The organism is Stenotrophomonas sp. 99219_Sma, assembly GCF_056480785.1.
In genome coordinates, this window is the sequence record NZ_CM151117.1 from 3824143 (window position 1) to 3850068 (window position 25926).

Sequence of the window (25926 nt, forward strand, 5' to 3'; positions counted from 1 at the left end):
TTTTGTGGGCAGCGCGTACGGCCCCACCCAGGCATGGCGCAGATCCGCCGGCCGTCAGCCCGGCCACGCGCCTGCCCGCTCCACTGCGGCCAGCACGCACAGCGCCGCGGCCAGGGGCGCAAGCACCATCGCAGCCCCCGGCATAGGCGCGCGCACACGCAGTGCTGCCAGGCACAAAGCCGCCATCACCAGCAGGGTGGCCGGGCCCGGCAGCACCGGCAATGCATCGACGGGTGTTCCCAACGCCAGCAGCGCCGCCAGCACCACGGTGACCGGTATCAGCCGCGTCCGGAACCCGGGCGCTTCATCCGCGGCCACAGGCCAGAGCTGCGCTGCCAGATGTGTGGCCAACGACAACAGCACCAGCAGCAGTGCTGCCAACCCGGCCATGCCCGCCAGCGGCAGCAACGGCAGCAGCCACTGCAACTGCGGATGGCCCTGCAATGCCACCGACAACGGCCGCGTACTGGCCAATGCCGGGAACTCGACCAGGCCGGCCTGCAACGCCGCCAGCACGATCAGCAGCAGCATTGCCAGCAGCAGCGCGGCCGCCAGCAGCCCTGGTGACTGCGCACGCACCTGCGGGCCACGCCCAGGAAACCCCAATGCCAGACCCACACTGGCAAACACCGCCAGCAAGGGCACGCTTGCCGCCAGCACACCGCCAGGTCCGAACCGATAGGGCGCGGTGGCGTCCGGCAGCCACGGAATCCAGTTCGCGTAGTGCACATGGCGGACCGCCAGCGCCAGCAGCAACAGCCCTACACCGATCTTTGCCGTCAACAGCACGCAGACCATCAGCGCGATGCGACGCGGAGGCAGCAACACGAACGCACCCAGCACCAGCAGGCTGGTGACGGCCATCACCGGATCCGGCAATGCGCTGCCGGTTTCAATACCGCGACTGGCAAACACCGCACGCGCGTGGCCCGCCATGGACTGCGCCACGCCGGCGCTGGTCACCACCAGCTCCAGCAGCAGCACAGCACCCAGCAGGCGCGCGACTGCCGGGCCCCAAGCGGCCCGCAGCGGGCCGTACAGGCCATCGGCTTCCGGCTGCTGCTGGTTCAGCACGTGCAGGCAATACAGCATCGGCGCTGTGCCCAGTGCGGCCAGCAGCAGACTCAGTACGATGGCCGGGCCGGCCTGGGCGGCGGTGTACTGGCCGACCAGGGCGATCACGCTGCCCCCCAGCAACAGGGTCAACGCCACCAACGCGAAGTGATCCATTCCCAGCAGCGCGTGCCGGCCACGGCGGTTGTCGCTGTCCATCGCAAGCCCTCTTGATTCCGCCCATGCGCGGTCGACAGCAGGCTGGCAGCCTGCGCCAAAGGGCGGTATCAGAATCCGTACCGTGCGCATCGCGATGTGACCACAAACACGTTCGCAGCCACGCATCCGGTCCTGCTGCGACAGGAATCCGGTTGCTAAGCAGAATTGATGCAGTCGATCACGTCAGTCGGTCCACGTAATGTCCGCCCTGGCGGTGTTGCTGCCCGGCTCAGCTGCGCGGCGGCGGCAGATGTGGCGCGACCAGCGCCAACGTGCGCTGCAGGGCACCGCGGCCATTGCTGACCAGCGTGCATCCAGCACGGGCCATGTCCTCGCGCGCCGCTGCGTCGCCCAGCAGGTGCTGCAGCAGGTCACCTACCGCCTGCACGTCCTCGCCGATCAGCAAGGCACCGGCCTCACGCATGCGCCGTGAGATCTCGGCGAAGTTGTGCAGGTGCGGACCGGTCACAGCGGCAGTGCCCATCGCCGCCGGTTCCAGCAGATTGTGGCCACCAATCGGCTGCAGGCTGCCGCCGACGAAAGCGACCTGCGCGCAGGCATAGAACGGCATCAGCTCACCCAGGGTGTCGATGACGAATACATCCGTGCCGGCCTCCGGCCATTGCTTCGCGCGACGGGTCGTCACGTTCCAGCCCTGCTCGCGCGCCAGCGCCTCCACCTTCGGGAAGCGCTCGGGGTGCCGCGGCGCCCACAGCAACAACAGGTCGGGGTGCTGCTGGCGCAGGCGCCGATGCAGGTCGATCACCGCCTGCTCCTCACCATCGTGGGTACTGGCCGCGATCCACACCGGGCGCCCGGCGGGCACGCAGGCGTGGAACTGCTCGACGAAGCCCTGCACATCCGGCGTGGCGATATCGAACTTGAGGTTGCCCAGCGCCTGCACCTGTTCACGCGCAGCACCCAGCTGCACGAAGCGCTCGGCGTCGTCCTGCGACTGCGCGGCCACGCAGGTGACCGTGCGCAGCGCACGGCGGATCAGCGCCGCCAGCACCCGGTAACCGCGCAGCGAACGCGCGGACAGGCGGGCGTTGAGGATGTAGACCGGGATGCGACGGTCGCGGCAGCCGAACAGCATGTTCGGCCACAGCTCGGTTTCCAGGATCAGTGCCAGGCTGGGCTGGAAATGGCCGAGGAAGCGGTTGACACTGCCCGGTACGTCGTACGGCAGATAGACATGGTCCAGCGCGTCTCCCCACAGCGCGCGCACGCGCTCCGAACCGGTCGGGGTGATGGTGGTGATGACCCAGCGGATGTCCGGACGCTGCTGGCGCAGGGCATTCACCAGCGGCGCGGCGGCATTGACCTCGCCCACCGAGACCGCGTGCAGCCAGACCCGCGGCTGGCCGGTCGGCTGCGGATACGAGGCATAACGCTCGTCCCAGCGCCGGAAGTATTCACGGACCCGGAAACCGCGCCAGACCAGGTGGTACACGGTGATCGGCAGCAGGATGTAGAGCACGGCCGAGTACAGGCCGCGCAGGATCCATTCGACAGGGTCTTTACGCATGCGGCAAGGATACGGGAGCCCCCCGGGAAAGACACGCAGCCGGGTTGGTAGAATGGCGCCATGTCAGATGCCACCACCGCCGTCCGCCCGTCGCTGCGCGATCCCCGCAACTGGCCGATGTTCGCCGCCATGCTCGGCGCCTTCGCCATCGCCCGCCTGCCGTGGATGCTGCAGCGTGCGCTCGGCCGGGGCGTCGGCTGGATCAGCTGGCGCCTGCTCGGCAGCCGCCGTCGCGCCGCCGAGGTCAACCTGCAGCTGTGCTTCCCGGAGAAGGACGAAGCCTGGCGCCAGCGCCTGGTGCGCGACAGCTTCGACGCGCTGGGCGTGGGCGTGCTCGAGTGCATCCGCGCCTGGTGGGGCAGCATCGACCGCATCCGCCCGCAGGTGAAGATCGAAGGCCTCGAGCATCTGCGGCAGATGCAGGCCGAAGGCCGCGGCGTGCTGCTGGTGTCCGGCCACTTCATGACCCTGGAGATGTGCGGCCGCCTGCTGTGCGACTACGTCGATCTTTCAGGCATGTACCGCAAGCACAAGAACCCGGTGTACGAATGGGCGGTGAAGTTCGGCCGCCTGCGTTATGCCAAGGCGATGTTCGCCAACGAGGACATCCGCGCGACCGTGCGCCACCTGAAGAAGGGCGGCTTCCTCTGGTATGCGCCGGATCAGGACATGCGTGGCAAGGACACCGTGTTCGTGCCGTTCTTCGGCCATACCGCATCCACCATTACCGCCACCCACCAGCTGGCGCGGATGACCGGCTGCGCGGTGATTCCGTACTTCCACCGCCGCGAGGGCGGGAAGTACTTCCTGAAGATCGGCGCACCGCTGGAGAATTTCCCCAGCGAGGATGTGGAAGCCGATACCACGCGGGTCAACCAGGCCATCGAAGAGATGGTGCGCGAAGCCCCGGACCAGTACCTGTGGATCCATCGGCGGTTCAAGCGCCAGCCCGGCGGCCGGAGCGATTTCTACAAGTAGCGGTGGGAGGGATGGCTTCATCCACGCATGGCGTGGATCTACTGCCTTGTGCGGCTTCATCCGCGTATGGCGTGGATTCAATGACGTGGGGCATTCTGAAGTAGATCCACGCCATGCGTGGATGCTCTTCGATTCCGTGCCGGGATTCACAACGGCCAGCGGCACCAGGCGTACGGGTACTCCCCCATCACGCACGCCAAGCCCGCACGGACCGGATTGGCCAGGATGTACATCGCCTTCTCGTGAAGGGATTCATCGCTGCGTACGGCGTGATCGTGGTAACCGTGCTGCCACAGCGACCCTCGCCGCTCCAATCGCCGATTCAGCAGCCGGCTGCTGCGTGATTTGAGCAGGGCCATGCACTCGGCCAGGGTTCCCCCGCGCAATTCCATCAACCAGTGCAGATGGTCGGGCATCACCACCCAGGTGAAGCTGTGGCTCACGCCCTTGCGCTCTACGAAGCGCAGTGCTTCAACCAGAATCGCTACGTTGGAAGCATCGGCAAAGAAGGATTCACGATCGAGGGTTACCGTAGTCAATGAATAGACGTTACCGGTGCAGGAGTAACGACCGTAGCGGAGTCTTGGGCTGGCCATGGCCTCAGCGTGCGATACACACGGAGGCACGGCTAGTGGAGGTTGGCGCGTGTTTGCGTCGGTAAAGCCCCATCCACGCATGGCGTGGATCTACTACGGCGACGTTCGTTCGGTGACCGCCCCATGCACGCCATGGCGTGGATCCACCATGGGGACGTTTGTTCAGTACGTGGAGTAGAGCCACGCCATGCGTGGATGGACGATCACACCACCGTCGGCGTGTCATCCGTTTCGCGGGCCAACAGGCTGCCGGCGAACAACGCGGCCAACAGCACGGTCAGGCCACCCCAGAACGCGGAATAGAAGGCCAGGTGCGTGTTAAGCGGGAACACGGTGACCGCCAGCGCCAGCATCGCCGGGCGCGCACGCTCACGGGCGGCGGCCGGTGCGTATCGCCAGGCCCGCCAGGCCTGGGCCACCGCAGCCAACCACAGCAGAAGGCCGATCACACCGGTTTCCGCCAGGATCTCCAGCACGATCTGATGGGCATGCAACGCCGGGGCATCGCCCCACACCGCCGGTTCGTCGCCAGACACGCAGGCCGGATAGGCATCGCGGAAACCGCGCGCGCCGACCCCGTTGATCGGGTGCTCTTCAATCATGCAGGCCGCGGCGTCCCAGATCCGCGCGCGCCCCGACAACGCCTCGTCGACACCGCGTTCGCTCCCCTCCCAGGCCATCGCCGTACGTGCGAAGCGCTCACGCAGCTGCGGCACGCTGGCGGTCAGCACACCCGCTCCGAGGACAGCGACCAGCCCCAGCAGCACCAACCGCTTCCAGCCGAACTGGCGCACGCCGCTGTAGGCCAGCACCAGCGCGAAGGTGATCCACGACGCGCGCGAGCCGGCCAGCAGCAGCACGCAGCCCAGCGCCGCCGCAGCCAGGACCCACCCTGGATTGCCGAAGCGGCGCGCCAGCGGCAGCAACAGGAACGGTGAAAGGCTGGCCAGCACCTGGCCGAACTTCAGGTTGCACGGCCCCAGCGCGCCACTGAGGCGATCGACCCATGCTGCCTCGCTGGCCGGGCACAACGCGTGACCGCTTACTGCAAACTTCAGTTGCTCAAGTGACCAGAACCACGGACTGGTACCCACAACCGCCTGCACCAGTGCATCCAGCGTCCACGCAGCGGTAATCAATGCGAGGCCACCGAAGGTCAGCCGCCGGCGTTCCGGCGTGGCCACGGCGATCGCCACCAGCCACATGAAGGGCAGGTAGCGCAGGCCGGCGGCCGCCTTGGTCCACGACGCCGCCGGATCGATCGCATCGAAGGCGGAGAACGCCTGCGGCAGCCAGTAACCGAGGAACAGGATCGAGGTCAGCGCCCACGCGGCGGGTGTCAGCAGGTGCGGGCGGCGCTGCAGGCGGCGCATGATCATGCGCACCGCGGCATACAGCGCGCCAAGACCCAGCACGGTTTCGGCGACGCCCGGCAACGGCCACAGCGCCACGTACGCCAGCACCCACCAGGGCGCCCAGCGCCCGGCGCGGTCCTCGCGCACGAGGGTTGCGGGGTCAGCCGGCGAGGTCGGCATAGAGGCGGAGGGTGTCGCGCTGCATGGCCTGCAGGGTAAACGGGATGCGGGTCGGCAAGGACGGCGGCTGCGCCAGCAGGGCCAGCGCACGTTCACCCAGCGCCCGTGCATCGCCCAGCGGCACGGCGCCGGCCGGCTGCAGCTGCTGCAGCAGTTCGCCGACGCCGCCATGGTCCCAGCCCAGTACCGGGCGACCGACCGACAACGCTTCGACCACGGTGCGGCCGAACGCTTCGGGCTTGTCCGAAAGCTGCAGCACCAGATCGCTGGCCGCATAGGCCTGGGCGATACGCGCGGTCGGCGTGCTGATCTGCACGGCGTCGGTCACGCCCAAAGCAGCCGCCTGCCGGCGCAGGTCGGCCACGTAGACTTCACGGCCGGGTTCATCGGTGCCCAGCATCCACAGCTGTGCCGGCACACCGGCCGCGCGTACATCCGCCAGCAACTGCAGCGCATGAGCATGCCCCTTCAGCCGGGTGCCACGCCCCGGCAGCAGCAGCAGCGGGCCCTCAACCTGCGCCAGCCACGGATAATCGGCTGCCAGCGCCAGTCGTGGCCGACGGTCGGCGCGGGCCACGCGGGGAAACTGTGCGACATCGACGCCGCGCGGAATCACCTGCAGCCTCGCTTCGGGAACCGACGGGTAGTGCCGCTGCACGTAGTCGCGCACGGTGTTGGACACGCAGATCACGCGTTCACCGCTGGTCATCACCGCGCTGTAGCGGCTGGGCGAGTTCAACCCGTGCACGGTGGTCACCCAATGCGGGCGCTGTGCGGCAGGCATCGCGCGGATCGCGTACAGGCCCAGCCAGGCCGGCAGCCGCGAACGGGCATGCACGATGTCGGCGCCAACTTCAGCGAACAGGCGGCGCAGGGTCGGCAGGTGGCGCAGGGTCAGCAGCGATTTGCGGCCGATATCAAGGGTGAGGTGCTCGGCACCGCTATCGAGCAGCGGCTGCACCAGGCGGCCACCGGCGGAGACCACCAGCGCACGATGGCCGGCAGCGACCAGGGCCGCAGCAATTTCCAGGGTCGAGCGCTCGACACCGCCGGAGTGCAGCGCCGGCAGCAACTGCACCACGGTCAATCGGCGCATCGAAGGGGCGGCCGCTTAGTCGGCCAGCACGAACACGGAACCGCAGTACGGGCACTGCGCTTCGCCGTTGGGCTCGTCTTCGATCGGCAGGTACACGCGCGGATGCGAGTTCCACAGCGCCATTTCCGGGGTCGGGCAGCTCAGCGGCAGATCGCTGCGGTGCACGGTGTAGCGCTTCTCGGCGTTGGCGGGCGCAGTGGCGGTATGGCTCATGGCGGATGTCGATGAACGGGTTGCGAGGCCTGTGATTCTAGCATCTGGGCCGCCCCGACATTGCGCCGCAACGGGTCTTTGCGCGTACCGGGCCGATTCCCTGCGGCCTTGCATGCCACCTCGGGACGGGGTGCCGGCGGAAATTCCCGATCGATCCTGCAGGTTCACGCCGAAAATCCACCGACAACGATATTTCCCGCATTTGGATCGAACTAAATGGCACTTGTCAGGTTGCCACGGCTGTTGCAGGATCGGGCCAGGTCGTAAACCGGCCCACTCCAATCCGACCCGATCGCATGGCCCGCCCCCACCGGACCGGTATCGCTTCTTCCACTGCCATCCCGGCGGGCGGAGCGATGCTGTCCGTGGTGTCCGCCGATGCGGGTTCTGCCCGCCGCCTGCCCTTCCGGGAGACCCCTGCATGACCCTGTCCGATCCACGCCGCGCCCTGCTTCCGCTCGCCCTGGCCCTGGCCTGTGCGACTACCGCGATGCCGGTGCTGGCACAGGGACTGCAGACCTCGTTCGAACCGGGCCAGCCGGCTCCGGCACCGGCCGCAGGCGCACTGCAGGTCACGATCGGCAACGGCCCTGCTGCGCCTTACGCCGCCAAGCGCAATGCGGGCTACAGCGGCCTGCATGCACTGCGCTACAGCAGCGAAGGCGGCAGCGCGCGACGCGAGCTGTTCAAGGCGGACATGACCATCGAGGCCGATACCACCCTGTCATGGCTGGTGCTGCCGGAGATCGTCGGCAAGGACACCGTGGCCTCGACCTATGTGTCACTGGACCTGCTGCTGGACGATGGCAGCCGCGTTTCGGCCAGCGCTGCACGCGACCAGCATGGCGTGGCCATCGGTGCGCGCGCGCAGGGCGATTCGAAGACGCTGTATCCGCAGCAGTGGGCGCGCAAGGCGGTGCGGCTGGGCGACGTGCCCGCGCTGAAGGGCCGCCGCGTGGTGGCGATCGAACTGGACGTGGCCAGTGCCGACGGTGCACCGGTCTCGGGCTGGATCGATGACGTGCGCCTGGACACAGTGCCACGTCAGCAGCCAGCGCGCGTCTCCGACTGGGTGCTGACCACCCGTGGCACCCAGGCCAACGGCACCTTCTCGCGCGGCAACAATTTCCCGGCCACCGCGGTACCGCACGGATTCAACTTCTGGACCCCGGTGACCGATGCCGGCGCACTGAACTGGCTGTACCGCTGGAACGAACAGAACGACGCACAGAACCGCCCGCAGCTGCAGGCGCTTGCGCTGAGCCATCAGCCCAGCCCGTGGATGGGCGACCGCCAGACCTTCCAGGTGATGCCCTCGGCCAGCCGTGGCGTGCCGGAGGCCGACCGTCGCAAGCGCGCGCTGTCATTCGAGCGCAGCCATGAAAGCGCGCGCCCGTATCGCTACGACGTGCGCTTCGACAACGGCATCGCGGCCGCCATCGCGCCGACCGATCATGCCGCGCTGTTCCGCTTCGAGTTCCCCGAGGGCGGCGACGCCAACCTGCTGTTCGACAATGTCGATGCACGCGGTGGCCTGACCCTGGACGCTGCCACGCAGACACTGTCCGGCTACACCGATACGCGCAGCGGCCTGTCCAACGGCGCCAGTCGCATGTACGTGGTGGCCAGCTTCGACAGGCCGTGGCGCAGCAGTGGGCGCCTCAACACCGGCCGACCGACCGGTTACATCAAGTTCGATGCCGGCAGCGACCGGCGGGTGACCATGCGCATCGCCACCTCGCTGATCTCGGTGGAGCAGGCACGGCACAACCTGGCCCTGGAAATCTCCGCAGCCGATACGCTGGAAAGCGTGGCCGGCCGTGCGCAGGATGCATGGGATGCGCGCCTGGCCCGTTTCGACATCGGCGATGCCAGCGACGACCAGAAGACCACGCTGTATTCCAGCCTGTACCGGCTGTTCCTGTACCCCAATTCCGGCCATGAGAACGTGGGCAGCGCCGCCGAACCGGAGTGGCGCTACGCCAACCAGGCCAGCGCCAGCGATGACAACACCGAGGGCAGCGCGACCCGCAGCTATGCCGCCGTGCGCGACGGCAAGGTGTTCGTCAACAACGGCTTCTGGGACACCTTCCGCACCACCTGGCCGGCCTATGCGCTGCTCACGCCCGACGATGCCGGGCAGCTGGTGCAGGGCTTCATCGAGCAGTACCGCGCCGGCGGCTGGATCGCACGCTGGTCGTCGCCGGGCTACGCCGATCTGATGGTCGGCACCAGCTCCGATGTGGCCTTCGCCGATGCATGGCTGAAGGGCGTCGGCGGTTTCGATCCGGCCGAGGCCTATGCCGCCGCGCTGAAGAACGCGACCGTGGTGCCGCCGGACCGCCATGTCGGCCGCAAGGGCATGAACCGTTCGACCTTCCGCGGCTATGCCAGTGCCGACGTGCACGAAGGCATGTCGTGGACGATGGAAGGCGCACTCAATGACTTTGGCATCGCCAACATGGCCGATGCCCTGGCCAAGCGCGCGACCGCGCCCGCCGCACGCGAGCGCTACAGCACCGAGGCCGACTACTTCCGCCATCGCGCCGCCAGTTACGCGACGATGTTCGATCCGGCGGCAGGCTTCTTCCAGGGCCGCAAGGCCGATGGTCGCTGGCGCGTGGACGCAAAGGCCTACGATCCGCGCGTGTGGGGCCACGACTACACCGAATCCAATGGCTGGACCTTCGCCTTCACCGCCGCCCATGACGGCGAAGGCCTGGCCGCGTTGTATGGCGGCCGCGAAAAGCTGGCGGCGAAGCTGGATACCTTCTTCGCCACGCCGGAAACCGCGGACCCGGCACTGGCCGGTTCCTACGGCGGCACCATCCACGAGATGACCGAAGCGCGCGACGTGCGCATGGGCATGTATGCGCACAGCAACCAGCCGGCGCACCACATCCCGTGGATGTACCTGTACGCCGGGCAGCCGTGGAAGACCCAGCAGCACGTGCGCGAGATCCTGTCGCGGTTGTACGTCGGCAGCGAGATCGGCCAGGGCTACCCGGGCGATGAGGACAACGGTGAAACCTCGGCATGGTACGTACTGGCCTCGCTGGGCCTGTACCCGCTGCGCATGGGCGCCCCGGAGTACGTGATCGGCTCGCCGGCATTCGAGCATGCACGGGTGGAGCTGCAGGGTGGCGCGGTGCTGACCGTGAACGCGGCCAACAACTCGCGTGAGAACGTCTACGTGCAGTCGCTGAAGATCAACGGTACGCCGTGGACGAAGACCTGGGTGCCGCACGACCTGATCGCCAAGGGCGCGACCCTCGACTTCGTGATGGGACCCCGCCCCTCGCGCTGGGGCAGCGGCGTGGACGATGTGCCGCGCTCGTTGACCGCGCGCGGCCAGCACCCGCAGCTGCTGCACGACCTGCTCGGCAGCGGCGCGAAGGCGACGCTGGCCGATGGCCGTGCCCTGCCCGCGCTGGTCGATGACGATGCCGGCACCACGGTGGGTCTGGGCGCCGGTGCAACCATCGCGCTGACCGGCCTGGCCGAGGGCACCCCGACGATGTACACGCTGACCAGCGGTGACGGCCGCATCCAGGGCGGTGAGTGGACGCTGGAGGCGCGCAACGGTGGCGGCAGCTGGGCCGTGCTCGACCAGCGCAGCGGCGAAGACTTCGAATCCGCCCGCCAGACCCGTCCGTTCCGCATCGCCAAACCCGGTCGTTACAGCGAGTACCGCCTGCGCCTGGCGGCACCGGCACGGCTGCCGCTGGCGGAGATCGAACTGCTGGCGGCCGGCACCGTACAATGAGCTGCATGCGCTTCCGTCTACTGCCTCTGGCCCTTGTTGCCCTGTCCTTCTCAAGCTTCGGCCAGACCCAGGCGTTCGATACGCAGCTGACCCGCGACGGCGTGACGCTGAACTACCAGGACGCCCGTGGCGCCCTGGCCGCACCGCAGCGCAAGCGGGTGATCGATACGTTCTTCTTCGCGTACCTGCGCGAACGTGCGGACTTCCATCCCGCTGCGCCGTCAATGGTGCGCATCGTGATCGATCCGGCCTACACCGGCATCGCCTTCGTCGGCGACAAGGACCAGGCAGCGACGATCACCATCAATCCGGGTTGGCTGGCGCAGCATCCGAACGACATCGACCTGGTCACCCACGAGGCGATGCACATCGTGCAGGGGTATCCCGGCTACGGCGATGCACGGGTACCGGGCTGGCTGGTGGAAGGCATCGCCGACTACGCGCGCGACCGCTACGGCATGGACAACGCCGCCGCTGGCTGGGCATTGCCGGTGAAGGTCGAGAAGGGGCAGAACGTCGACAGCGGCTACCGGGTGACCGGTGCGTTCCTGAAGTGGGCGGAGGCGGAACATCCCGGCCTGGTGCTGGCACTGGACAAGGCCCTGCGCGACGGCCGCTATGCACCGGCGCTGTGGCAGAAGCACACCGGCAAGGCACTGCCGGCGCTGTGGGCGCAGTACGCCAAGCCGCGTTCGGATGCACCGGCGCCGGCACGGCGCGGCAAGCGCTGACCGCAGGTAGCACCGTGGCTTGCCCGGCGAAACGCCTGTTTCGCCGCGCTGCGCGCCCGCCTGGCATGGCCCGGCATGACCTGCCCAACGGGATCTCATTACGATCTCACGCGGAGTAATCCGACAAGTCGGATAGGCGCCTGTTCACAACAGCACGCGGCAGCAACCGACATCGTGACTGAGCGAGGGTCGCTAACCTTGCTTGCATGAAAATCAGAACCAAGGTCGGTAGGCGCAAAGCGGTCGTTGTGCTGGTGACAGGAGCAGCCATTGCACTGATCACGACCGCGATCTGGACGAGAAGCAACACGCCGAGCGTTCTCGCTGTTGCCACCCAAGAGCAGCAGACCGTACGGGTTCGTATCAACGGAAAAGATGCTGCGATCGAGACGACGCAGGCCGCAAGCGTTGCCGCCGCCGGGACTCAGTTGATTGCAATTCGCCGAACGTTGTCGCCCCAGCAGGCCCTTCTGCTGGCGCAGGACATAGCGCGTTGCACAAACGCCGCAAGCTTGGCGGAAACAGACATTCCGACGGGACTGACTCCCGACCAGCAGCGTGAGTTCCGGGAAAACGTTCTGGGTGACTCAGACTGCTCCGCTCTTGAATCAGAACACTCCATCTATGACCTCGCCTACTACGCGGCGTCAGACGGCGACTCCACTGCGAAATTGATGTTCTCGGGACTGGCGTCTCATCAGTTCGACGATGAGCACTCCATGTTCGATGAAGAGCTCGTCAAGCGATTCAAGGAAGCGACAGTGAGATTCCTCAACGAAGCCGCGGACTCGGGTGACAGCAATGCCCTGATGCTTCTTGCGGCCACCTTTGAGGATGGCCTGCATGTGCCTCGCGATGCAGCACGCGCACACGCCTATGCGCGCGCATTCAGCCAGGCCAGTGGCGGCAAGGGGCTTCGCTATGCCGAGCGGCTCTGGAGCCAACTCTCACCGGACCAGCAACGGGAATCGAACCGATGGCATATCGAGATATCGAATCGAAGAAAAGGAGAAATGAAATGAAAGGAAAGTCGAAACGCAATCGCTGGCTGATGACCGTGGTCGCGTGCCTGGGAGGCGCAGCAATCGCAGCGTCGGTTGGGACATTCTACTGCGGCAAGGCCTGCAATGTAGCCGGGGATATGGTGGCGGAGGAAGGGTGACCATCGGAGATATTTCGGTAGCTCAATAGCTACCACTGCGGCACACCTTGGTTGCCACGTTCGCTCAGTAGCGCCAGGCCACACCCGGCGAAATGCCTGATTCGCCACGCTGCGCGCTCGCCGGGCATGGCCAGGCGCTACCACATCACTGCCTCAGCGCGACCGCACGAAGCCGGCGTAGAGCGCGAACAGCTGCTGAAAGTACCGCCGCGTCACTCGATTGCGCATGACACCCTCGCCCATGAAAAGTTGGTCGGGCCCAGGGTGGGAAGGCCGGTCCGGTCCCTTCCCACGGCCGGGCCGCGTGGGCGTATTGGGCCGCAACGGCGTTGCAGGGACATGACCGGGCGGCGTAGCGCGTGTGGCACAGGCCGGCGGGCGGTAGAGCCGGCCGCTGGCCGGCTGCGGTGGTGGTGGACATGATTGCGGTTGCTGGCCAGCGGCCGGCACTACCCGTTTCCGCTTTGCGGAAACAGAAACGCGCCCGGGGGGCGCGCTTCTGAGCTGACGCTGGAAAGAAGGCTTACGCCTTCTTTTCCGCTTCCAGCTGCTTGCGGATCTGCGCATCCACCGCCGCAATGGCGGTCATGTTCAGGATCCTGCGCGAGGTCGCGCTGGTGGTCAGGATATGCACCGGCTTGTTCACGCCCATCAGGATCGGGCCGATCGCCACGCCGTCGGTGAACACACGCACCAGGTTGTAGGCGATGTTGGCCGCTTCCAGGTTCGGCAGCACGAACAGGTTGGCACGGCCCTGCAGGGTCGAGCCCGGCAGCAGCTTCTGGCGCAGCGCCTCATCCCATGCGGTGTCGCCCTGCATTTCGCCGTCCACGTTCAGACGCGGGTTGCGCTTGAGCAGCAGCTCGCGCACCTGGCGCATCTTCAGCGCGTCCTTGGAATCGTGGCTGCCGAAGTTGGAGTGCGACAGCAGCGCCACCTTCGGCTCGATGCCGAACAGCTTCATGCGGTAGGCCGCCTGCAGGGTCGCTTCGCACAGCTGCTCGGCGGTCGGGTCTTCCTGCACGTGGGTATCGACGAAGAAGAACACGCCCTGCTGGTTGATCACGCCGGTCATCGCCGAGGTCGAGGTGACCTTCGGCTCCAGCGGCAGCACGCTGCGCACGTAGCCCAGCTTCTTGTGGAAACGGCCGACGATGCCGGTCAGCATCGCATCGGCTTCGCCACGGGCCACCATCACTGCAGCGATCAGGGTCGGGCGCGAACGCATCAGGTTCTTCGCCGCGGCCACGGTCACGCCACGACGGCCGGTCAGGCCGTGGTAGTACTGCCAGTACTCGTTGAAGCGCGGGTCGTCGTTGATGTTGGTGACTTCAACGTTCTCGCCGATCTTCAGGCGCAGGCCGAGGCGCTCGATGCGCGACTCGATCACTTCCGGGCGGCCGATCAGGATCGGGTGCGCCAAGCCGTCATCGACCACGTTCTGCACCGCCTGCAGCACCACTTCCTCTTCGCCCTCGGCATACACAACGCGCTGCTTGTCGCTGCGCGCGCGGTCGTAGACCGGCTTCATCATCAGGCTGGTGCGGTAGACGAACTGGGCCAGCTTGTCGCGGTAAGCGCCCATGTCGTCGATCGGGCGCGAGGCCACGCCCGAGTCCATCGCGGCCTGGGCCACGGCGGCCGACAGCTCCACCAGCAGGCGGCGGTCGAACGGGCGCGGGATCAGGTATTCACGACCGAAGCTCGGGGTCTCGCCGCCATAGGCCGAACCCATGTCGGTGGCCGCACGACGCGCCAGCGCCGCGATGGCGCGCACGCAGGCGATCTTCATTTCCTCGTTGATCGCGGTCGCGCCCACGTCCAGCGCACCACGGAACAGGTACGGGAAGCACAGCACGTTGTTGACCTGGTTCGGGTAGTCCGAACGGCCGGTGCCGATGATCGCGTCCGGACGGGCGGCGCGCGCCAGCTCCGGCATGATTTCCGGAGTCGGGTTGGCCAGCGCGAAGATCACCGGATCCGGCGCCATGGTCTTGACCATGTCGGCAGTCAGGATGCCCGGCGCCGACAGGCCCAGGAAGATGTCCGCGCCGTCGACGATCTCGGCCAGGGTGCGCTTGTCGGTGTCGCGCGCATAGCGCTGCTTTTCCGGGTCCAGGTCGGTACGGCCCGTGTGGATCACGCCCTCGCGGTCGAAAGCCAGGATGTTCTCCGGCTTCAGGCCCAGCTGCACCAGCATGTTCACGCAGGAAATGCCGGCCGCGCCCATGCCCGTGGTCGCCAGCTTCACTTCCTCGATCTTCTTGCCGGTGATCGCCATGGCGTTGAGCACCGCTGCGCCGACGATGATCGCCGTGCCGTGCTGGTCGTCATGGAACACCGGGATCTTCATGCGCTCGCGCAGCTTGCGCTCGACCACGAAGCATTCCGGCGCCTTGATGTCTTCCAGGTTGATGCCGCCGAAGGTCGGCTCCAGCGAGGCGATGATGTCGACCAGCTTGTCCGGGTCGGTTTCATCCACTTCGATGTCGAACACATCGATGCCGGCGAACTTCTGGAACAGCACACCCTTGCCTTCCATCACCGGCTTGCCGGCCAGCGCGCCGATGTTGCCCAGGCCCAGCACCGCGGTGCCATTGGAGATCACCGCCACCAGGTTGCCGCGGGCGGTCAGCTCGCTGGCCTGCTGCGGGTCGGCCTTGATCGCTTCACAGGCGTACGCCACGCCCGGCGAATACGCCAGCGACAGGTCGCGCTGGGTCAGCATGGGCTTGGTAGCGGAAACCTTGATCTTTCCCGGCGGGGACATCCGGTGGTAATCGAGGGCGGCCTGTTTGAAATCTTCGTTGGACATCGATGTGGGTTACATGAATGGGCAGAAGGGACAGGGGATGATACCCCCGTTGGAGCGTCTGGACCTGTCGCTATCCTGTCGCAGGCATGCTGCGACCGCACAATTCCGTGCCGTATGCGACGGTACCGCGAGACCAGCTTCGGCGCTCCGCATGACAGCCATGGGTCGCCTTGAAACGCCGCGGGGCCGTACCACTGTCGTGATCGGCCCCGCGGTACCACACACCTGGATCAGCCCCTGGCCGGCAGCGCCTCGGGCACGGCATCGATCAGCGGCGGCAGTTCGCTTTCGCGGCCATCCAGCGCCAGCTTCAGGCGGTTGCGGTCCAGCGCCCCCTCCCAGCGCGAGACCACCACGGTGGCCACGGCATTGCCGATGAAGTTGGTCAGCGAGCGGCATTCGCTCATGAAGCGGTCCACGCCCAGGATCAGCGCCATGCCGGCCACCGGCACCTCCGGCACCACGGCCAGGGTGGCGGCCAGGGTGATGAAGCCGGCGCCGGTGACGCCGGCCGCGCCCTTGGAGCTGAGCATGGCGACCAGCAGCAGGGCAATCTGATGGCCCAGGGTCAATTCGGTGTTGGTGGCCTGGGCGATGAACAGCGCGGCCAGGGTCATGTAGATGTTGGTGCCGTCCAGGTTGAACGAGTAGCCGGTCGGGACCACCAGGCCCACCACTGACTTGCTGCAGCCGGCGCGTTCCATCTTCTCCATCAGCGACGGCAGCGCCGACTCCGACGAGGACGTGCCCAGCACCAGCAGCAGTTCGGCCTTCAGGTAGCGCGCCAGCTTGAACACCGAGAACCCGCACAGGCGGCAGACCACGCCCAGGATCACCGCTACGAACAGGAATGCGGTGAGGTAGAACGAGCCGACCAGCCAGGCCAGGTTGACCAGCGAACCGACGCCGTACTTGCCGATGGTGAAGGCAATCGCACCGAAGGCGCCGATCGGGGCGGCCTTCATCAGGATGTGCACCAGCTTGAACACCGGGGCGACCAGCGCCTCCAGGAAGTTCAGGATCGGCTTGCCCTTCTCGCCCACCGATGCCAGGGCGATGCCGAACAGCACCGCGATGAACAGCACCTGCAGGATGTTGCCATCGACGAAGGCGCTCACCAGCGTCTTCGGAATGATGTCCATCAGGAAGCCGACCAGGGTCAGGTCGTGCGACTTCTCGACGTAGCTGTGCACCGCGGTCTGGTCCAGCTCGGCCGGGTTGATGTTCATGCCGGCGCCGGGCTGCACCACATGCGCCACGATCATGCCGACGATCAGCGCCAGCGTGGAGAAGAACAGGAAGTACGCCATCGCCTTGGCGAATACGCGGCCCACCGTGCGCAGGTGGGTCATGCTGGCGATGCCGGTGACGATGGTCAGGAAGATCACCGGCGCGATGATCATCTTCACCAGGTTGATGAAGGCGTCGCCGAGCGGCTTCATCTTCTCGCCAACCAGCGGTTCGTAGTGGCCGAGGATGGCGCCCAGGACGATCGCCACGATCACCTGGAAGTACAGCTGGCGATAGATCGGCAACGGCTTTGCAGGCGCCGGGGCTGCGGTCGGGATGTGCATGGCGGACTCCGGAAGGGGCGTTTTCAGGCACGTACGGCCCCAGCACTGCACGGGAACCGTTACCGTGGAAACTGTTCGCAGGCCCTGTGCTGCACGCGCAGGGGGTGCGACCAATGGACGCCTTTGTACGCGCCGGGCACGCCGGCGCAGATAACCTATTGGTACTAGCCCCCCGGTTCAGGTGGCAGCGGTGCCTACACTGGCGCCGCACCGCCCGATCACGGGGAGGCCGGTGGCCCGAGCTGAACGGCCGGGCGCGTCATTGCGAAAGTTCCGGCCCTTGCGGCCGTTGTTGTCCTGTCCACACGCAATCTGAGAGAGCCGCACACAACATGCGCCCGATTCCCACCTTGCTGGCCTTGTCGCTGGCCGCCCTTCCCGCCTTCGCTTCGGCTGCCGATTTCGACAACTGGCCGACCAAGTACGCCTTCGGCGACGGCACCGAGCTGGCCGCTACCGCCAACATCGCCTACGACTACAACGATTTCTCCTCGGGCAGCGGCCTTGAGGACGACGATGCCGTGCGCCGCAAGGAGTTCGGTGCAACGCTGAAGAAGAAGGGCGTCTACGACGCGATGGTCTACTACGACTTCCAGGCCGACACCTGGCTGGACGTATTCGTGCGCTTCGAGAGCAAGGCCTTCTTCGGCCGCGACATCGGCCGCTTCCGCTTCGGCTACATGAAGACCCCGGTCGGCCTGGATGCGAATACCTCTTCGCGCGCCGGCAGCTTCCTGGAAACCGCACTGCCCGTGCAGGCCTTCTACGCAGGTCGTCGTACCGGCGTGGAATGGGTGCTGGAACGCCCGCAGTACCTGCTGCAGGCCGGCGCCTATGGCGGCAAGGACCTGCAGGGTGACAACCCCGGCACCACCCAGGCGGTGCGTGCGGTGTGGACCCCGGTGAAGGCACCCGGTGACGTGATCCACCTGGGCCTGGCCTATTCGCAGGAAAATCCGCGCGGCTACAGCGATGGACGCGACGTCCACCACGAAGCCAGCGCACGCCTGCGTGCCCGCCCGGAAGCCGGCCTGACCGATATCCGCTTCGTCGATTCCGGCGCGCTGGTCACCGCCGACCAGATCCGCCGCACCGGCCTGGAAGGCATCTGGATCCGCGGCCCGTTCTCGCTGCAGGCCGAAGCCCTGCGCGCCACGGTCACCCGCAATGACGGCAAGCCCGACTACACCGGCAGCGGCCAGTACGCGATGGCCAGCTGGGTGTTGACCGGCGAATCGCGCCCGTACAACGCCGGTGCGGTGGCCAACATCAAGCCGGCCCACGACTACGGCGCAGTGGAACTGGTGGCCCGCTACAGCCGCCTCGACCTCGACGACGGCAGCATCCTCGGCGGTCGCCAGCACGACCTGACCCTGGGCGCGAACTGGTACCTGACCAGCCATTTCAAGTTCCAGGCCAACTACGTGAAGGTCGACGCCAGCCGTCGTGGCGTGCACAGCACGCCGGAGATCTTCGAACTGCGCGCGCAGATGCACTTCTGACCCCTTCCACGTCAGACCCCGGCGGGCGTGCACGTCACGCCCGCCGGCCCTGCGTAGACTGCCGCCATGTACTGGCTCAGCCGCCACCGGATGCTGTTGCTCACCCTGCTGGTCATGGTCGGCGGCACCGTGCTGTGCGCCGTCGCCGCCGGCCACTACGCCTGGCGACGCGCCCTCGGCGAGGAAAGCAGCCAGGTGCAACGCCAGCTTCAACTGTACGGCCAGGGCCTGCAGCAGCGTATCGACCGATTCGGTACGTTGCCGCAGGTGCTGGCGCTTGATCCGGATCTTCTGCACGCACTACGCGTGCCGCCCTCGCCCACCGAACGGCAGCGGCTGAACCTCAAGCTGCAACGTGCCAATGAAGTCACCCGCGCTTCGACCCTGACTCTGGTCGGTCACGATGGCGTGGCCGTGGCGGCGAGCAACTGGGACCAGCCGACCACCAACGTCGGCGAGAACTACAGCTACCGCCCCTATTACCGCCAGGCGCTGGCCCAGGGCCGTGGCCGCTTCTACGGGATCGGCATGACCACCGGCGTGCCCGGCTACTACCTGTCGCAGGCCATCGAGGAAGACGGCAAGCGACTGGGCGTGGTGGTGATCAAGGTCGAGCTGTCCGCACTGGAACAGGAATGGCTGAGCAGCCCGGACGTGGTGCTGGCCAGTGACGACCACGACGTGGTCTTCCTGGCCAACCGCGATGCCTGGCGCTACCGCCTGCTGCGCCCGCTGGGTGCCGATGAGCGCCGCGAGATGCTGGACGCCCGCCAGTACGCCGATCGCACCCTGCAGCCACTGCGCGCACGTACCGAGGATGTACTGGCCGATGGCGGCCGCATGGTGCGCCTGCTGGACCCGGCATTGCCGCAGCCGATGCTGTGGCAGAGCCTTGAGCTGCCGGCCGAAGACTGGAACCTGCACCTGCTGCACGACGCCAGTGCCGCCACCGCCGCCGGCCGTGCGGCCGCGCTTACCGGAGGTGCCGCATGGCTGGCGCTGGGCTTCCTGGTGCTGTTCATACAGCAGCGCCGGCGCCTGGCCAAGCATCGCCTGCGCAGCCGCCGCGAGCTGGAAACCCTGCTCAAGCAGCATGCACAGGAACTGCGCACCGCACAGGATGGCCTGCTGCAGGCCGCCACCGATGCCGACAGCGGCCTCAGCCGCAGCCTTGAACACCTGCCGCAGGGCGTGGTGGTGATCGACCGGGACCTGCGTCTGGTCGCATGGAATTCGCGCTACCTGGAACTGTTCCGTTTCCCGCTGGACCTGGTGCGCGTGGGGCGGCCCATCGAGGAACTGTTCCGCTTCAACGCACGCCGTGGCCTGCTCGGTCCCGGCCCGGTCGACGAGGCCATCGAGCGTCGCCTCAACCACCTGCGCAGCGGCCGTCCGCACATGCGCGAAAGTGAGAAGGACGACGGTACGGTGCTGGAGATCCGCGGCAACCCGCTGCCCGACGGCGGTTTCGTCACCAGCTACGCCGACATCACCAGCTACAAGAATGCTGCACGCGAACTGCGCTCGCTGGCCGATGCACTGGAACACCGCATCGCCGAACGTACCCACGACCTGGACGAAGCACGTCGCGAAGCCGAGCAGGCCAATCGCTACAAGACCCGCTTCGTCGCCTCGGCCGTGCACGACCTGCTGCAACCGCTCAACGCAGCACGCATGTTCGTCTCGGTGCTGCGCGGCAAGCTGAGCGACCCGGCGCAACAGCAGACCAGCGATCACATCGACGCTGCATTGGCCGCGCAGGATGCGATCCTCAACAGCCTGCTGGATATCGCGCGGTTGGAATCGGGCAGCCTGCCGACCCGTGTGCAGGCGTTCCGGCTCGGGCCGCTGCTGCAGACGCTGGCGCGCGAATTCGGCATCGCCGCGCAGTCACGTGGCCTGGTGGTGGACTGGGTCGATACCGATGCCGTGGTGGTCAGCGATGAAGCGCTGCTGCGCCGCATCCTGCAGAATTTCCTGTCCAACGCACTGCGCTACAGCGAACGCGGCCGTGTGCTGCTCGGCTGCCGTCGCCGCGAAGGCCTGCTGTGGATCGAAGTGCACGACCAGGGCCCCGGCATCCCCGATGCGTTGCAGGGCGAGATCTTCGAGGAATTCCGCCGCCTGCACGACGGCCAGCAGCGCGGTGCCGGGCTTGGCCTGGCCATCGTCGACCGCATCGGCCGCCTGCTCGGACACCCGATCCGACTGCGCTCGCAGCTGGGCCAGGGCAGCGTGTTCGCTGTGGGCGTGCCGTTCGGCGACGCCAGCGCGATTCCCGCCACCGCGCCCGCGCCGGTGCTGGCGCAGGAACCGGCGGCGGACAACCCGCTGCGAGGGCGCCGTGTGTGGGTAATCGATGACGATCCGCACGTGTGCGCGGCCAGCCGCGCGCTGCTGGAGCGGTGGGGCTGCGAGGTGCTGCTGGCCGATGGCCCGCAGGCAGCGCTGCAGTTGGCCACGACGGCAACCGTGCCGGAGCTGGTGCTGCTGGATGTGCGCATGGGTGACCACCACGGCCCGGTGCTGTACGAGACATTGGCAGAGCTGTGGCAGGCCCGCCCGCCGGTGGTGCTGGTCACTGCCGAGCGCGATGCGGGATTGCGTGAGATGGCTGCCGAGCGTGGCTGGGGAATGATGGCCAAGCCGGTGAAACCGCCGGCGCTGCGGGCGCTGATGAGTCAGTTGTTGATCCGGCATCGCGGGTGATTCCAGCCAACGGCGCAGCCCCTCGTGGGTGGTGCCTGGTTGGTCGTGGAAAGCAGAAGCCGTGGGTGGGCCGGTAGGGTTGGGTGCGCGGGGGACGCCGTGAATCCATCCCTGGAGGCTTGGCAGCCGCATCCATGCGGCTGACACCCCCGCGAACCCAACCCGACCGGCCTCTGACAGATTTCGGTGGCCTGCCACCCACGGAGAAGAAAAAGAAGAACAAAAGCCGGTCGCGCGCTGCGCTTGCTCGTGTAGAGCCGAGCCCATGCTCGGCATCGCGGACTGACCGCAAAGCAGCCGAGCGTGGGCTCGGCTCTACAAAAGGCGGCCTGCCAGGCTGCCTTTGCTTTTGATGTTCTTTTCTCTTCCGTGGATGGATGCGCACGGAACCTGTCCGTGGCCGGGCAGGTGGACTGCGCAGGGGCGTGAGCCGCATGGGCCCGAGGCATGCCTCGGGCGGGTTGGGCAGGACGCCCAACCCGGGTCTTGCCGTGTGCGCAGGACAGCGCACACGAGCAAGCGGCGACCGAGCTTACATGGACGTACTTGCAGCGGCCCCTGCGCAGTCCACCTGCCCGGCCTCACCCATGAACTGCTCTACGTGTCCACCCACGAGGGGCTGCGCCGTTGGCTGGAAACTACAACCCGATGCCGGCGTCGCCCTCGGGCTCCAGCGCCTTCACCAGCACCGCCGCCTGCGTGCGGCTATGGCACTCGAGTTTCTTCAGGATCGCGGTGACATGCACCTTCACCGTGTTCTCGGCCAATCCCAGCGTATAGGCGATCTGCTTGTTGAGCAGGCCATCGGCCAGGCACAGCAACACGCGGAACTGCTGCGGGGTCAGCTGGGCCAGGCGGCTGGCCAGCAGCGCATCGGCCTCCGAGCGCTCGGCGGCCATCGCCGGGAACCACAGGCCACCATCGAGCACAGTCTGCACCGCCTCGCCGATGGTCTCGGCCGGAGCCGACTTCGGGATGAAACCGGCGGCACCGAACTGCTGCGCGCGGCGGATCACACGGGGGTGATCGTTGGACGAGAGGATCACCACCGGGATGTCCGGATGCGAGCCGCGCACGTGCAGCAGCGCGGAAAAGCCGTGCGCGCCGGGCATGGTCAGGTCGAGCAGCACCAGGTCCACGTCCGGGTGCGCGTCGAGGGCTTCGGCCAATGCCTCGGCGCTGGCGACCTCGCGCACCTGCGCCAGCGGCAGGCTCTGCCGCAATGACTGCACCACCGCCGAACGCAGCAGCGGGTGGTCATCGGCGATCAGGATGGTGTATTCGCTCATGCCGCCATTGTACGGGCAGGCCGTCGCCTCAGCGCCCTGCCGGCTCCACGCTGCTGCGCCAGGCATCGAGGAACTGGCGGCGCTTGAGTGCATCCAGGTACACCAGCAGGCCCGGGCCCAGCTGGATCGGGCGACGGCTGCGGCCGGGTGCATCGTCGCCACGTGCGTTGCCGGTCACGATCGGCATCAGCCGTGCCTCGCGTGACAGCACCTGCTGGCCACGCGGCGACAACAGGTAGTCGAGGAAGCGCCGGGCTTCTTCCGGGTGTGGGCCGGTGCGTGGAATCACCGCGGTACGCAGTACCACCAGCGTGTAGTCCTCAGGCTCCACAATCGCCAGCGGAGCACCCGCGTCGATGCGCGCCTGCGCGTAAGAGCCGAGCACGTTGTAGACCAGCGACAGCTGTCCGCTGGCCACCTTGTCCAGTAGCACGCCGGTGCGCTCCTCGCGCACCACGTCGTTGTCGCCCAGCGCGCCCAGCAGCGCACCGGCGATGCTGCCACGCTGCGCATCCTGCGTTGACAGCAGGTAGCCGACGCTGCTGCGTTCGATGTCATAGGTGCCGACCCTGCCGCGCAGCGGTGCACCTTCGGCGCGCAACCGGTCCAGCAGTTGCCGGCGCGTGTGCGGCACCCTCGCAGCCGTCAGCGCGCGGGTGTTGTAGACCATCACCACCGGCTCATAGCTGATGCCGAATGCCTCGTTGCGCCACTGCGCCCAGGCCGGCAGCGCGGTGGTCTGAGCGGAGCGGTGCGGCAGTGCATGACCATCGTTGACCAGCTTGGTCTGCAGGTCCATGCCACTGGAGATCAGCAGGTCCGGCGATGCCGGTCCGCCGCGGTCGTGCAGGTACCGCGCGTACAGGTCCTGGGTGATGATGTCCTCGTACACCACTTCGGTGCCCGGGTGCAGCCGCTGGTAGTCGGCGATGACCACCGCGAACACTTCGATGTCGGTGGTGCCGTGGATGCGCAGCTGCGCCGTGGTCTTTGCCTGTGCGGGAAAACGGCGCACATCGCCGGGCGCGGCCAGCACCGGCAGGGCCAACAGCAGGGCAACGGCGGTGGCGAACAGGCGGATCATGAACTGCTCCGGGGCAGGCGGATGGTAGCGATCAAACCACCCTGCGGACGGTTGCTGAGATCGATGCGGCCGCCATGGCTGTCGACCACGCGCTTGACGATGGCCAGGCCCAGCCCGGCGCCGCCGGACGGCGCGCCCTCGCCACGGGCGAAGCGCTCGAACACGCGTTCGGCATCGGCGGCGGCAATGCCGGCACCGTGGTCGGCGATGGTCAGCACGGCCTGCCCGCCTTCCACGGTCAATGCGATCTGCAACGGACCGTCGCCGCCGTACTTGAGTGCATTGTCGACCAGGTTCTTGATCGCCTCGCGCAGCAGCAGCGCATCGCCATGCACCTGTACCGGCTCGGCAGTCATCGCCAGCTGCACGCGCGGCGCCGGGCCGGCCTGCGGCAGCGCTTCATGCAGGGCCTGGTGCACGGTCTCGGCCAGATCCACTGCAGCAAAGCGCTGCAGATGCGAACGATGGATCACGCTGGCATCGCTGAGCAACTGATTCAACAACCGGCTCATGTGGGTGGCGTTGCGCTCGATCGCCTGCAGGCTGCGCCGCATGTCTTCGGGATCGTCGTCATCCAACGCCAGCTGTGCCTGCGCACGCAATGCCGCTAACGGCGTGCGCATCTGGTGCGCGGCCTCGGCCATGAACGCGCGCAGCGTCTCGTTGCTGCTGGACAGCCGTTCCATGAAGCGGTTCAACGCCGCCACCATCTGGTCCATCTCGCGCGGTACACGGGCATCCAGCGGCTTCAGGTCAGAGGGCTCGCGGCGTGACAGCTCGCGTTCCACCCGCACCAATGGCCGGAATGCGCGATGCACGCCAAAGGCCACCAGCGCCAGCAGCAGGCCGGACAGCACACCGATCGCCAGCAGTGCGCGGTTGACCATGTCCTGCGCGACCGCTTCACGCGCACGCCGGGTCTGGCCGACCTGCACCTGTACTTCGCCCTGCGCCGAGGCGGCGGCGAAACTGCGGCCGACCACCACGAAGCGCACGGTCTCGCCGCTGTAGGCGGCATCGAACAACTGCGGTTGCGTGCCGGGCCGGCGCGGCGGCGCCGGCAGGTCGCCATAGCCGGTGATCAGGTTGCCACGGCTGTCGGCGACCCGATAGAACACGCGGTCTTCCGGGGCCATCGCCAGCAGGTCCAGCGCCGCATAGGGCAGATCGACCTGCCATTGGCCATCGACCAGGGCCACCGAATCGGCAATGGACAACGCCGAGGACACCAACAGGTGATCGTAGGAACGGTTGGCGGCGCGCTGGCCATAGCCGCGCGCGGCAAACAGCAGAGCCACCGCGAACACCGCCAGCAACGCGCCGAGGTAGAGCAGCAGCGTGCGCCGCAGCGAGCCCGGTGCGGCGTTCGCGGTACGCGCGTCAGCCATCGGCGTCGGCGCTGTCATCACTGGCTTCCAGCAGGTAGCCAACGCCGCGCACCGTGGTGATGCGCAGCGGTGCACCTGCCAGCTTCTTTCTCAGGCGCCCCACATACAGCTCGATGGCATTCGGGCCGGCCTCGTCATCGAAGCCGAACAGCCCGTTGCCTATCTCATCCTTGCCGACCACCTGGCCGAGGCGGCCGACCAGGATCTCCAGCAGCCGGTACTCGCGGTTCGGCAGTTCGATCGGTTCGCCGTCGAGGCTGACCCGGTGCGCGGCATTGTCGAACTGGAAGCCACCGATCTGCACCACTTCGCTGGCCTGGCCGCGCGCGCGTCGCAGCAGCACGCGGCAGCGCGCTTCGAACTCGCGGAAATCGAACGGCTTGCCCAGGTAATCGTCGGCGCCGACGTCCAGCGCCTGCACACGGTCTTCGATGCCGTCGCGCGCGGTCAGCATCAGCACCGGTGTGCTGTCGCCGCGCTCGCGCATGCCGGCCAGCACGCGCAGGCCATCGAGCTTGGGCAGGCCGATATCCAGCACCACCAGGTCGAAGCTCTGGTAGCGCAGCACGCTGGCGGCGGCCAGGCCATCGGCCTGCCAGTCCACGGCGTGGCCGCTGCGACGCATGCGACGGATGATCGCATCGGCCAGATCCGGGTTGTCTTCGACCAGCAGCAGGCGCATGGGCAC

General features: G+C 67.2%; 18 protein-coding genes. 6 read left to right on the plus strand and 12 right to left on the minus strand.

Annotated elements, in window-relative coordinates:
- Positions 1–54: 54 nt before the first annotated feature.
- Together ACZK13_RS17450 and waaA are read right to left on the minus strand one after the other, a co-directional pair.
- Positions 55–1272, minus strand: coding sequence for an APC family permease (locus tag ACZK13_RS17450; protein ID WP_253143937.1), 1218 nt, complete (start codon positions 1270–1272; stop codon positions 55–57).
- 229 nt (positions 1273–1501) lie between these two features.
- Positions 1502–2800: a lipid IV(A) 3-deoxy-D-manno-octulosonic acid transferase gene (gene waaA, locus ACZK13_RS17455; protein ID WP_049398381.1), complete on the minus strand. Its 1299-nt coding sequence runs from the start codon at positions 2798–2800 to the stop codon at positions 1502–1504.
- Positions 2801–2860: 60 nt separating this feature from the next.
- Here waaA and ACZK13_RS17460 point away from each other — a divergent pair, with 60 nt between their 5' ends.
- Positions 2861–3778, plus strand: a complete 918-nt coding sequence (locus ACZK13_RS17460) for an LpxL/LpxP family Kdo(2)-lipid IV(A) lauroyl/palmitoleoyl acyltransferase (RefSeq protein WP_049398382.1) — start codon at positions 2861–2863, stop codon at positions 3776–3778.
- 146 nt (positions 3779–3924) lie between these two features.
- On the opposite strand, the gene ACZK13_RS17465 is transcribed toward ACZK13_RS17460, so the two are convergent.
- The 4 genes from ACZK13_RS17465 to ACZK13_RS17480 form a co-directional block, all read right to left on the minus strand.
- On the minus strand, positions 3925–4374 hold the full coding sequence (locus ACZK13_RS17465; RefSeq protein ID WP_478481998.1) for an REP-associated tyrosine transposase: 450 nt from the start codon (positions 4372–4374) through the stop codon (positions 3925–3927).
- Positions 4375–4577: 203 nt separating this feature from the next.
- Positions 4578–5909, minus strand: a complete 1332-nt coding sequence (locus ACZK13_RS17470; protein WP_253143935.1) for an O-antigen ligase family protein — start codon at positions 5907–5909, stop codon at positions 4578–4580.
- Complete coding sequence (locus ACZK13_RS17475) at positions 5890–7005, minus strand: glycosyltransferase (protein ID WP_279912275.1); 1116 nt, start codon at positions 7003–7005, stop codon at positions 5890–5892. The genes ACZK13_RS17470 and ACZK13_RS17475 overlap by 20 nt, the downstream gene beginning before the upstream one ends.
- A 15-nt stretch (positions 7006–7020) precedes the next feature.
- A complete protein-coding gene (locus ACZK13_RS17480) occupies positions 7021–7218 on the minus strand; it encodes a zinc-finger domain-containing protein (protein WP_005410967.1) in 198 nt (65 codons plus the stop codon).
- A 421-nt stretch (positions 7219–7639) separates the two neighbouring features.
- Here ACZK13_RS17480 and ACZK13_RS17485 point away from each other — a divergent pair, with 421 nt between their 5' ends.
- The 3 genes from ACZK13_RS17485 (at position 7640) to ACZK13_RS17495 (ending at position 12737) form a co-directional block, all read left to right on the plus strand.
- A complete protein-coding gene (locus tag ACZK13_RS17485) occupies positions 7640–10984 on the plus strand; it encodes a GH92 family glycosyl hydrolase (RefSeq protein ID WP_478482000.1) in 3345 nt (1114 codons plus the stop codon).
- Positions 10981–11715, plus strand: a complete 735-nt coding sequence (locus ACZK13_RS17490) for a basic secretory protein-like protein (RefSeq protein WP_049421780.1) — start codon at positions 10981–10983, stop codon at positions 11713–11715. The genes ACZK13_RS17485 and ACZK13_RS17490 overlap by 4 nt, the downstream gene beginning before the upstream one ends.
- A gap of 206 nt (positions 11716–11921) precedes the next feature.
- Positions 11922–12737: a hypothetical protein gene (locus ACZK13_RS17495; protein WP_253143929.1), complete on the plus strand. Its 816-nt coding sequence runs from the start codon at positions 11922–11924 to the stop codon at positions 12735–12737.
- A gap of 663 nt (positions 12738–13400) precedes the next feature.
- Here ACZK13_RS17495 and ACZK13_RS17500 read toward each other — a convergent pair.
- Both ACZK13_RS17500 and ACZK13_RS17505 read right to left on the minus strand, forming a co-directional pair.
- Complete coding sequence (locus ACZK13_RS17500; RefSeq protein ID WP_032129106.1) at positions 13401–15692, minus strand: NADP-dependent malic enzyme; 2292 nt, start codon at positions 15690–15692, stop codon at positions 13401–13403.
- Between the two features lie 230 nt (positions 15693–15922).
- Positions 15923–17266 carry a dicarboxylate/amino acid:cation symporter gene (locus ACZK13_RS17505; RefSeq protein ID WP_478482001.1) on the minus strand — a complete coding sequence of 448 codons (1344 nt, stop codon included), beginning with the start codon at positions 17264–17266 and terminating at the stop codon, positions 15923–15925.
- A gap of 332 nt (positions 17267–17598) precedes the next feature.
- Between ACZK13_RS17505 and ACZK13_RS17510 the strand changes: the two genes are divergently transcribed.
- A complete protein-coding gene (locus ACZK13_RS17510) occupies positions 17599–18768 on the plus strand; it encodes an OprO/OprP family phosphate-selective porin (protein ID WP_065724721.1) in 1170 nt (389 codons plus the stop codon).
- Between the two features lie 66 nt (positions 18769–18834).
- On the plus strand, positions 18835–21477 hold the full coding sequence (locus ACZK13_RS17515; protein WP_478482004.1) for a hybrid sensor histidine kinase/response regulator: 2643 nt from the start codon (positions 18835–18837) through the stop codon (positions 21475–21477).
- A gap of 638 nt (positions 21478–22115) precedes the next feature.
- On the opposite strand, the gene ACZK13_RS17520 is transcribed toward ACZK13_RS17515, so the two are convergent.
- Genes ACZK13_RS17520 through ACZK13_RS17535 form a run of 4 tightly spaced genes read right to left on the minus strand, consistent with a single transcriptional unit; the run spans position 22116 to position 25920 of the window.
- Positions 22116–22766: a response regulator gene (locus ACZK13_RS17520; protein ID WP_061479578.1), complete on the minus strand. Its 651-nt coding sequence runs from the start codon at positions 22764–22766 to the stop codon at positions 22116–22118.
- 28 nt (positions 22767–22794) lie between these two features.
- Positions 22795–23850 (minus strand): ABC transporter substrate-binding protein, encoded by a 1056-nt coding sequence (locus ACZK13_RS17525; RefSeq protein WP_125895074.1) that lies wholly within the window; start codon positions 23848–23850, stop codon positions 22795–22797.
- The gene (locus ACZK13_RS17530) at positions 23847–25238 is read right to left on the minus strand and encodes a sensor histidine kinase (RefSeq protein ID WP_049421788.1); all 1392 of its coding nucleotides are present in this window, start codon (positions 25236–25238) and stop codon (positions 23847–23849) included. The genes ACZK13_RS17525 and ACZK13_RS17530 overlap by 4 nt, the downstream gene beginning before the upstream one ends.
- A complete protein-coding gene (locus tag ACZK13_RS17535) occupies positions 25231–25920 on the minus strand; it encodes a response regulator transcription factor (RefSeq protein ID WP_049463657.1) in 690 nt (229 codons plus the stop codon). Before ACZK13_RS17535 ends, ACZK13_RS17530 begins: the two co-directional genes overlap by 8 nt.
- Between the last annotated feature and the right edge of the window lie 6 nt (positions 25921–25926).

Excerpts from the sequence above, each read along its gene's own strand:
- ACZK13_RS17505 (WP_478482001.1), bottom strand. The coding sequence starts at position 17,266 with ATGCACATCCCGACCGCAGCCCCGGCGCCTGCAAAGCCGTTGCCGATC.
- ACZK13_RS17490 (WP_049421780.1), top strand. The coding sequence starts at position 10,981 with ATGAGCTGCATGCGCTTCCGTCTACTGCCTCTGGCCCTTGTTGCCCTG.
- ACZK13_RS17530 (WP_049421788.1), bottom strand. The coding sequence starts at position 25,238 with ATGGCTGACGCGCGTACCGCGAACGCCGCACCGGGCTCGCTGCGGCGC.
- ACZK13_RS17485 (WP_478482000.1), top strand. The coding sequence starts at position 7,640 with ATGACCCTGTCCGATCCACGCCGCGCCCTGCTTCCGCTCGCCCTGGCC.
- ACZK13_RS17460 (WP_049398382.1), top strand. The coding sequence starts at position 2,861 with ATGTCAGATGCCACCACCGCCGTCCGCCCGTCGCTGCGCGATCCCCGC.
- ACZK13_RS17475 (WP_279912275.1), bottom strand. The coding sequence starts at position 7,005 with ATGCGCCGATTGACCGTGGTGCAGTTGCTGCCGGCGCTGCACTCCGGC.
- ACZK13_RS17510 (WP_065724721.1), top strand. The coding sequence starts at position 17,599 with ATGCGCCCGATTCCCACCTTGCTGGCCTTGTCGCTGGCCGCCCTTCCC.
- ACZK13_RS17535 (WP_049463657.1), bottom strand. The coding sequence starts at position 25,920 with ATGCGCCTGCTGCTGGTCGAAGACAACCCGGATCTGGCCGATGCGATC.
- ACZK13_RS17465 (WP_478481998.1), bottom strand. The coding sequence starts at position 4,374 with ATGGCCAGCCCAAGACTCCGCTACGGTCGTTACTCCTGCACCGGTAAC.
- ACZK13_RS17470 (WP_253143935.1), bottom strand. The coding sequence starts at position 5,909 with ATGCCGACCTCGCCGGCTGACCCCGCAACCCTCGTGCGCGAGGACCGC.
- ACZK13_RS17450 (WP_253143937.1), bottom strand. The coding sequence starts at position 1,272 with ATGGACAGCGACAACCGCCGTGGCCGGCACGCGCTGCTGGGAATGGAT.
- ACZK13_RS17495 (WP_253143929.1), top strand. The coding sequence starts at position 11,922 with ATGAAAATCAGAACCAAGGTCGGTAGGCGCAAAGCGGTCGTTGTGCTG.
- ACZK13_RS17520 (WP_061479578.1), bottom strand. The coding sequence starts at position 22,766 with ATGAGCGAATACACCATCCTGATCGCCGATGACCACCCGCTGCTGCGT.
- ACZK13_RS17480 (WP_005410967.1), bottom strand. The coding sequence starts at position 7,218 with ATGAGCCATACCGCCACTGCGCCCGCCAACGCCGAGAAGCGCTACACC.
- waaA (WP_049398381.1), bottom strand. The coding sequence starts at position 2,800 with ATGCGTAAAGACCCTGTCGAATGGATCCTGCGCGGCCTGTACTCGGCC.
- ACZK13_RS17515 (WP_478482004.1), top strand. The coding sequence starts at position 18,835 with ATGTACTGGCTCAGCCGCCACCGGATGCTGTTGCTCACCCTGCTGGTC.
- ACZK13_RS17500 (WP_032129106.1), bottom strand. The coding sequence starts at position 15,692 with ATGTCCAACGAAGATTTCAAACAGGCCGCCCTCGATTACCACCGGATG.
- ACZK13_RS17525 (WP_125895074.1), bottom strand. The coding sequence starts at position 23,850 with ATGATCCGCCTGTTCGCCACCGCCGTTGCCCTGCTGTTGGCCCTGCCG.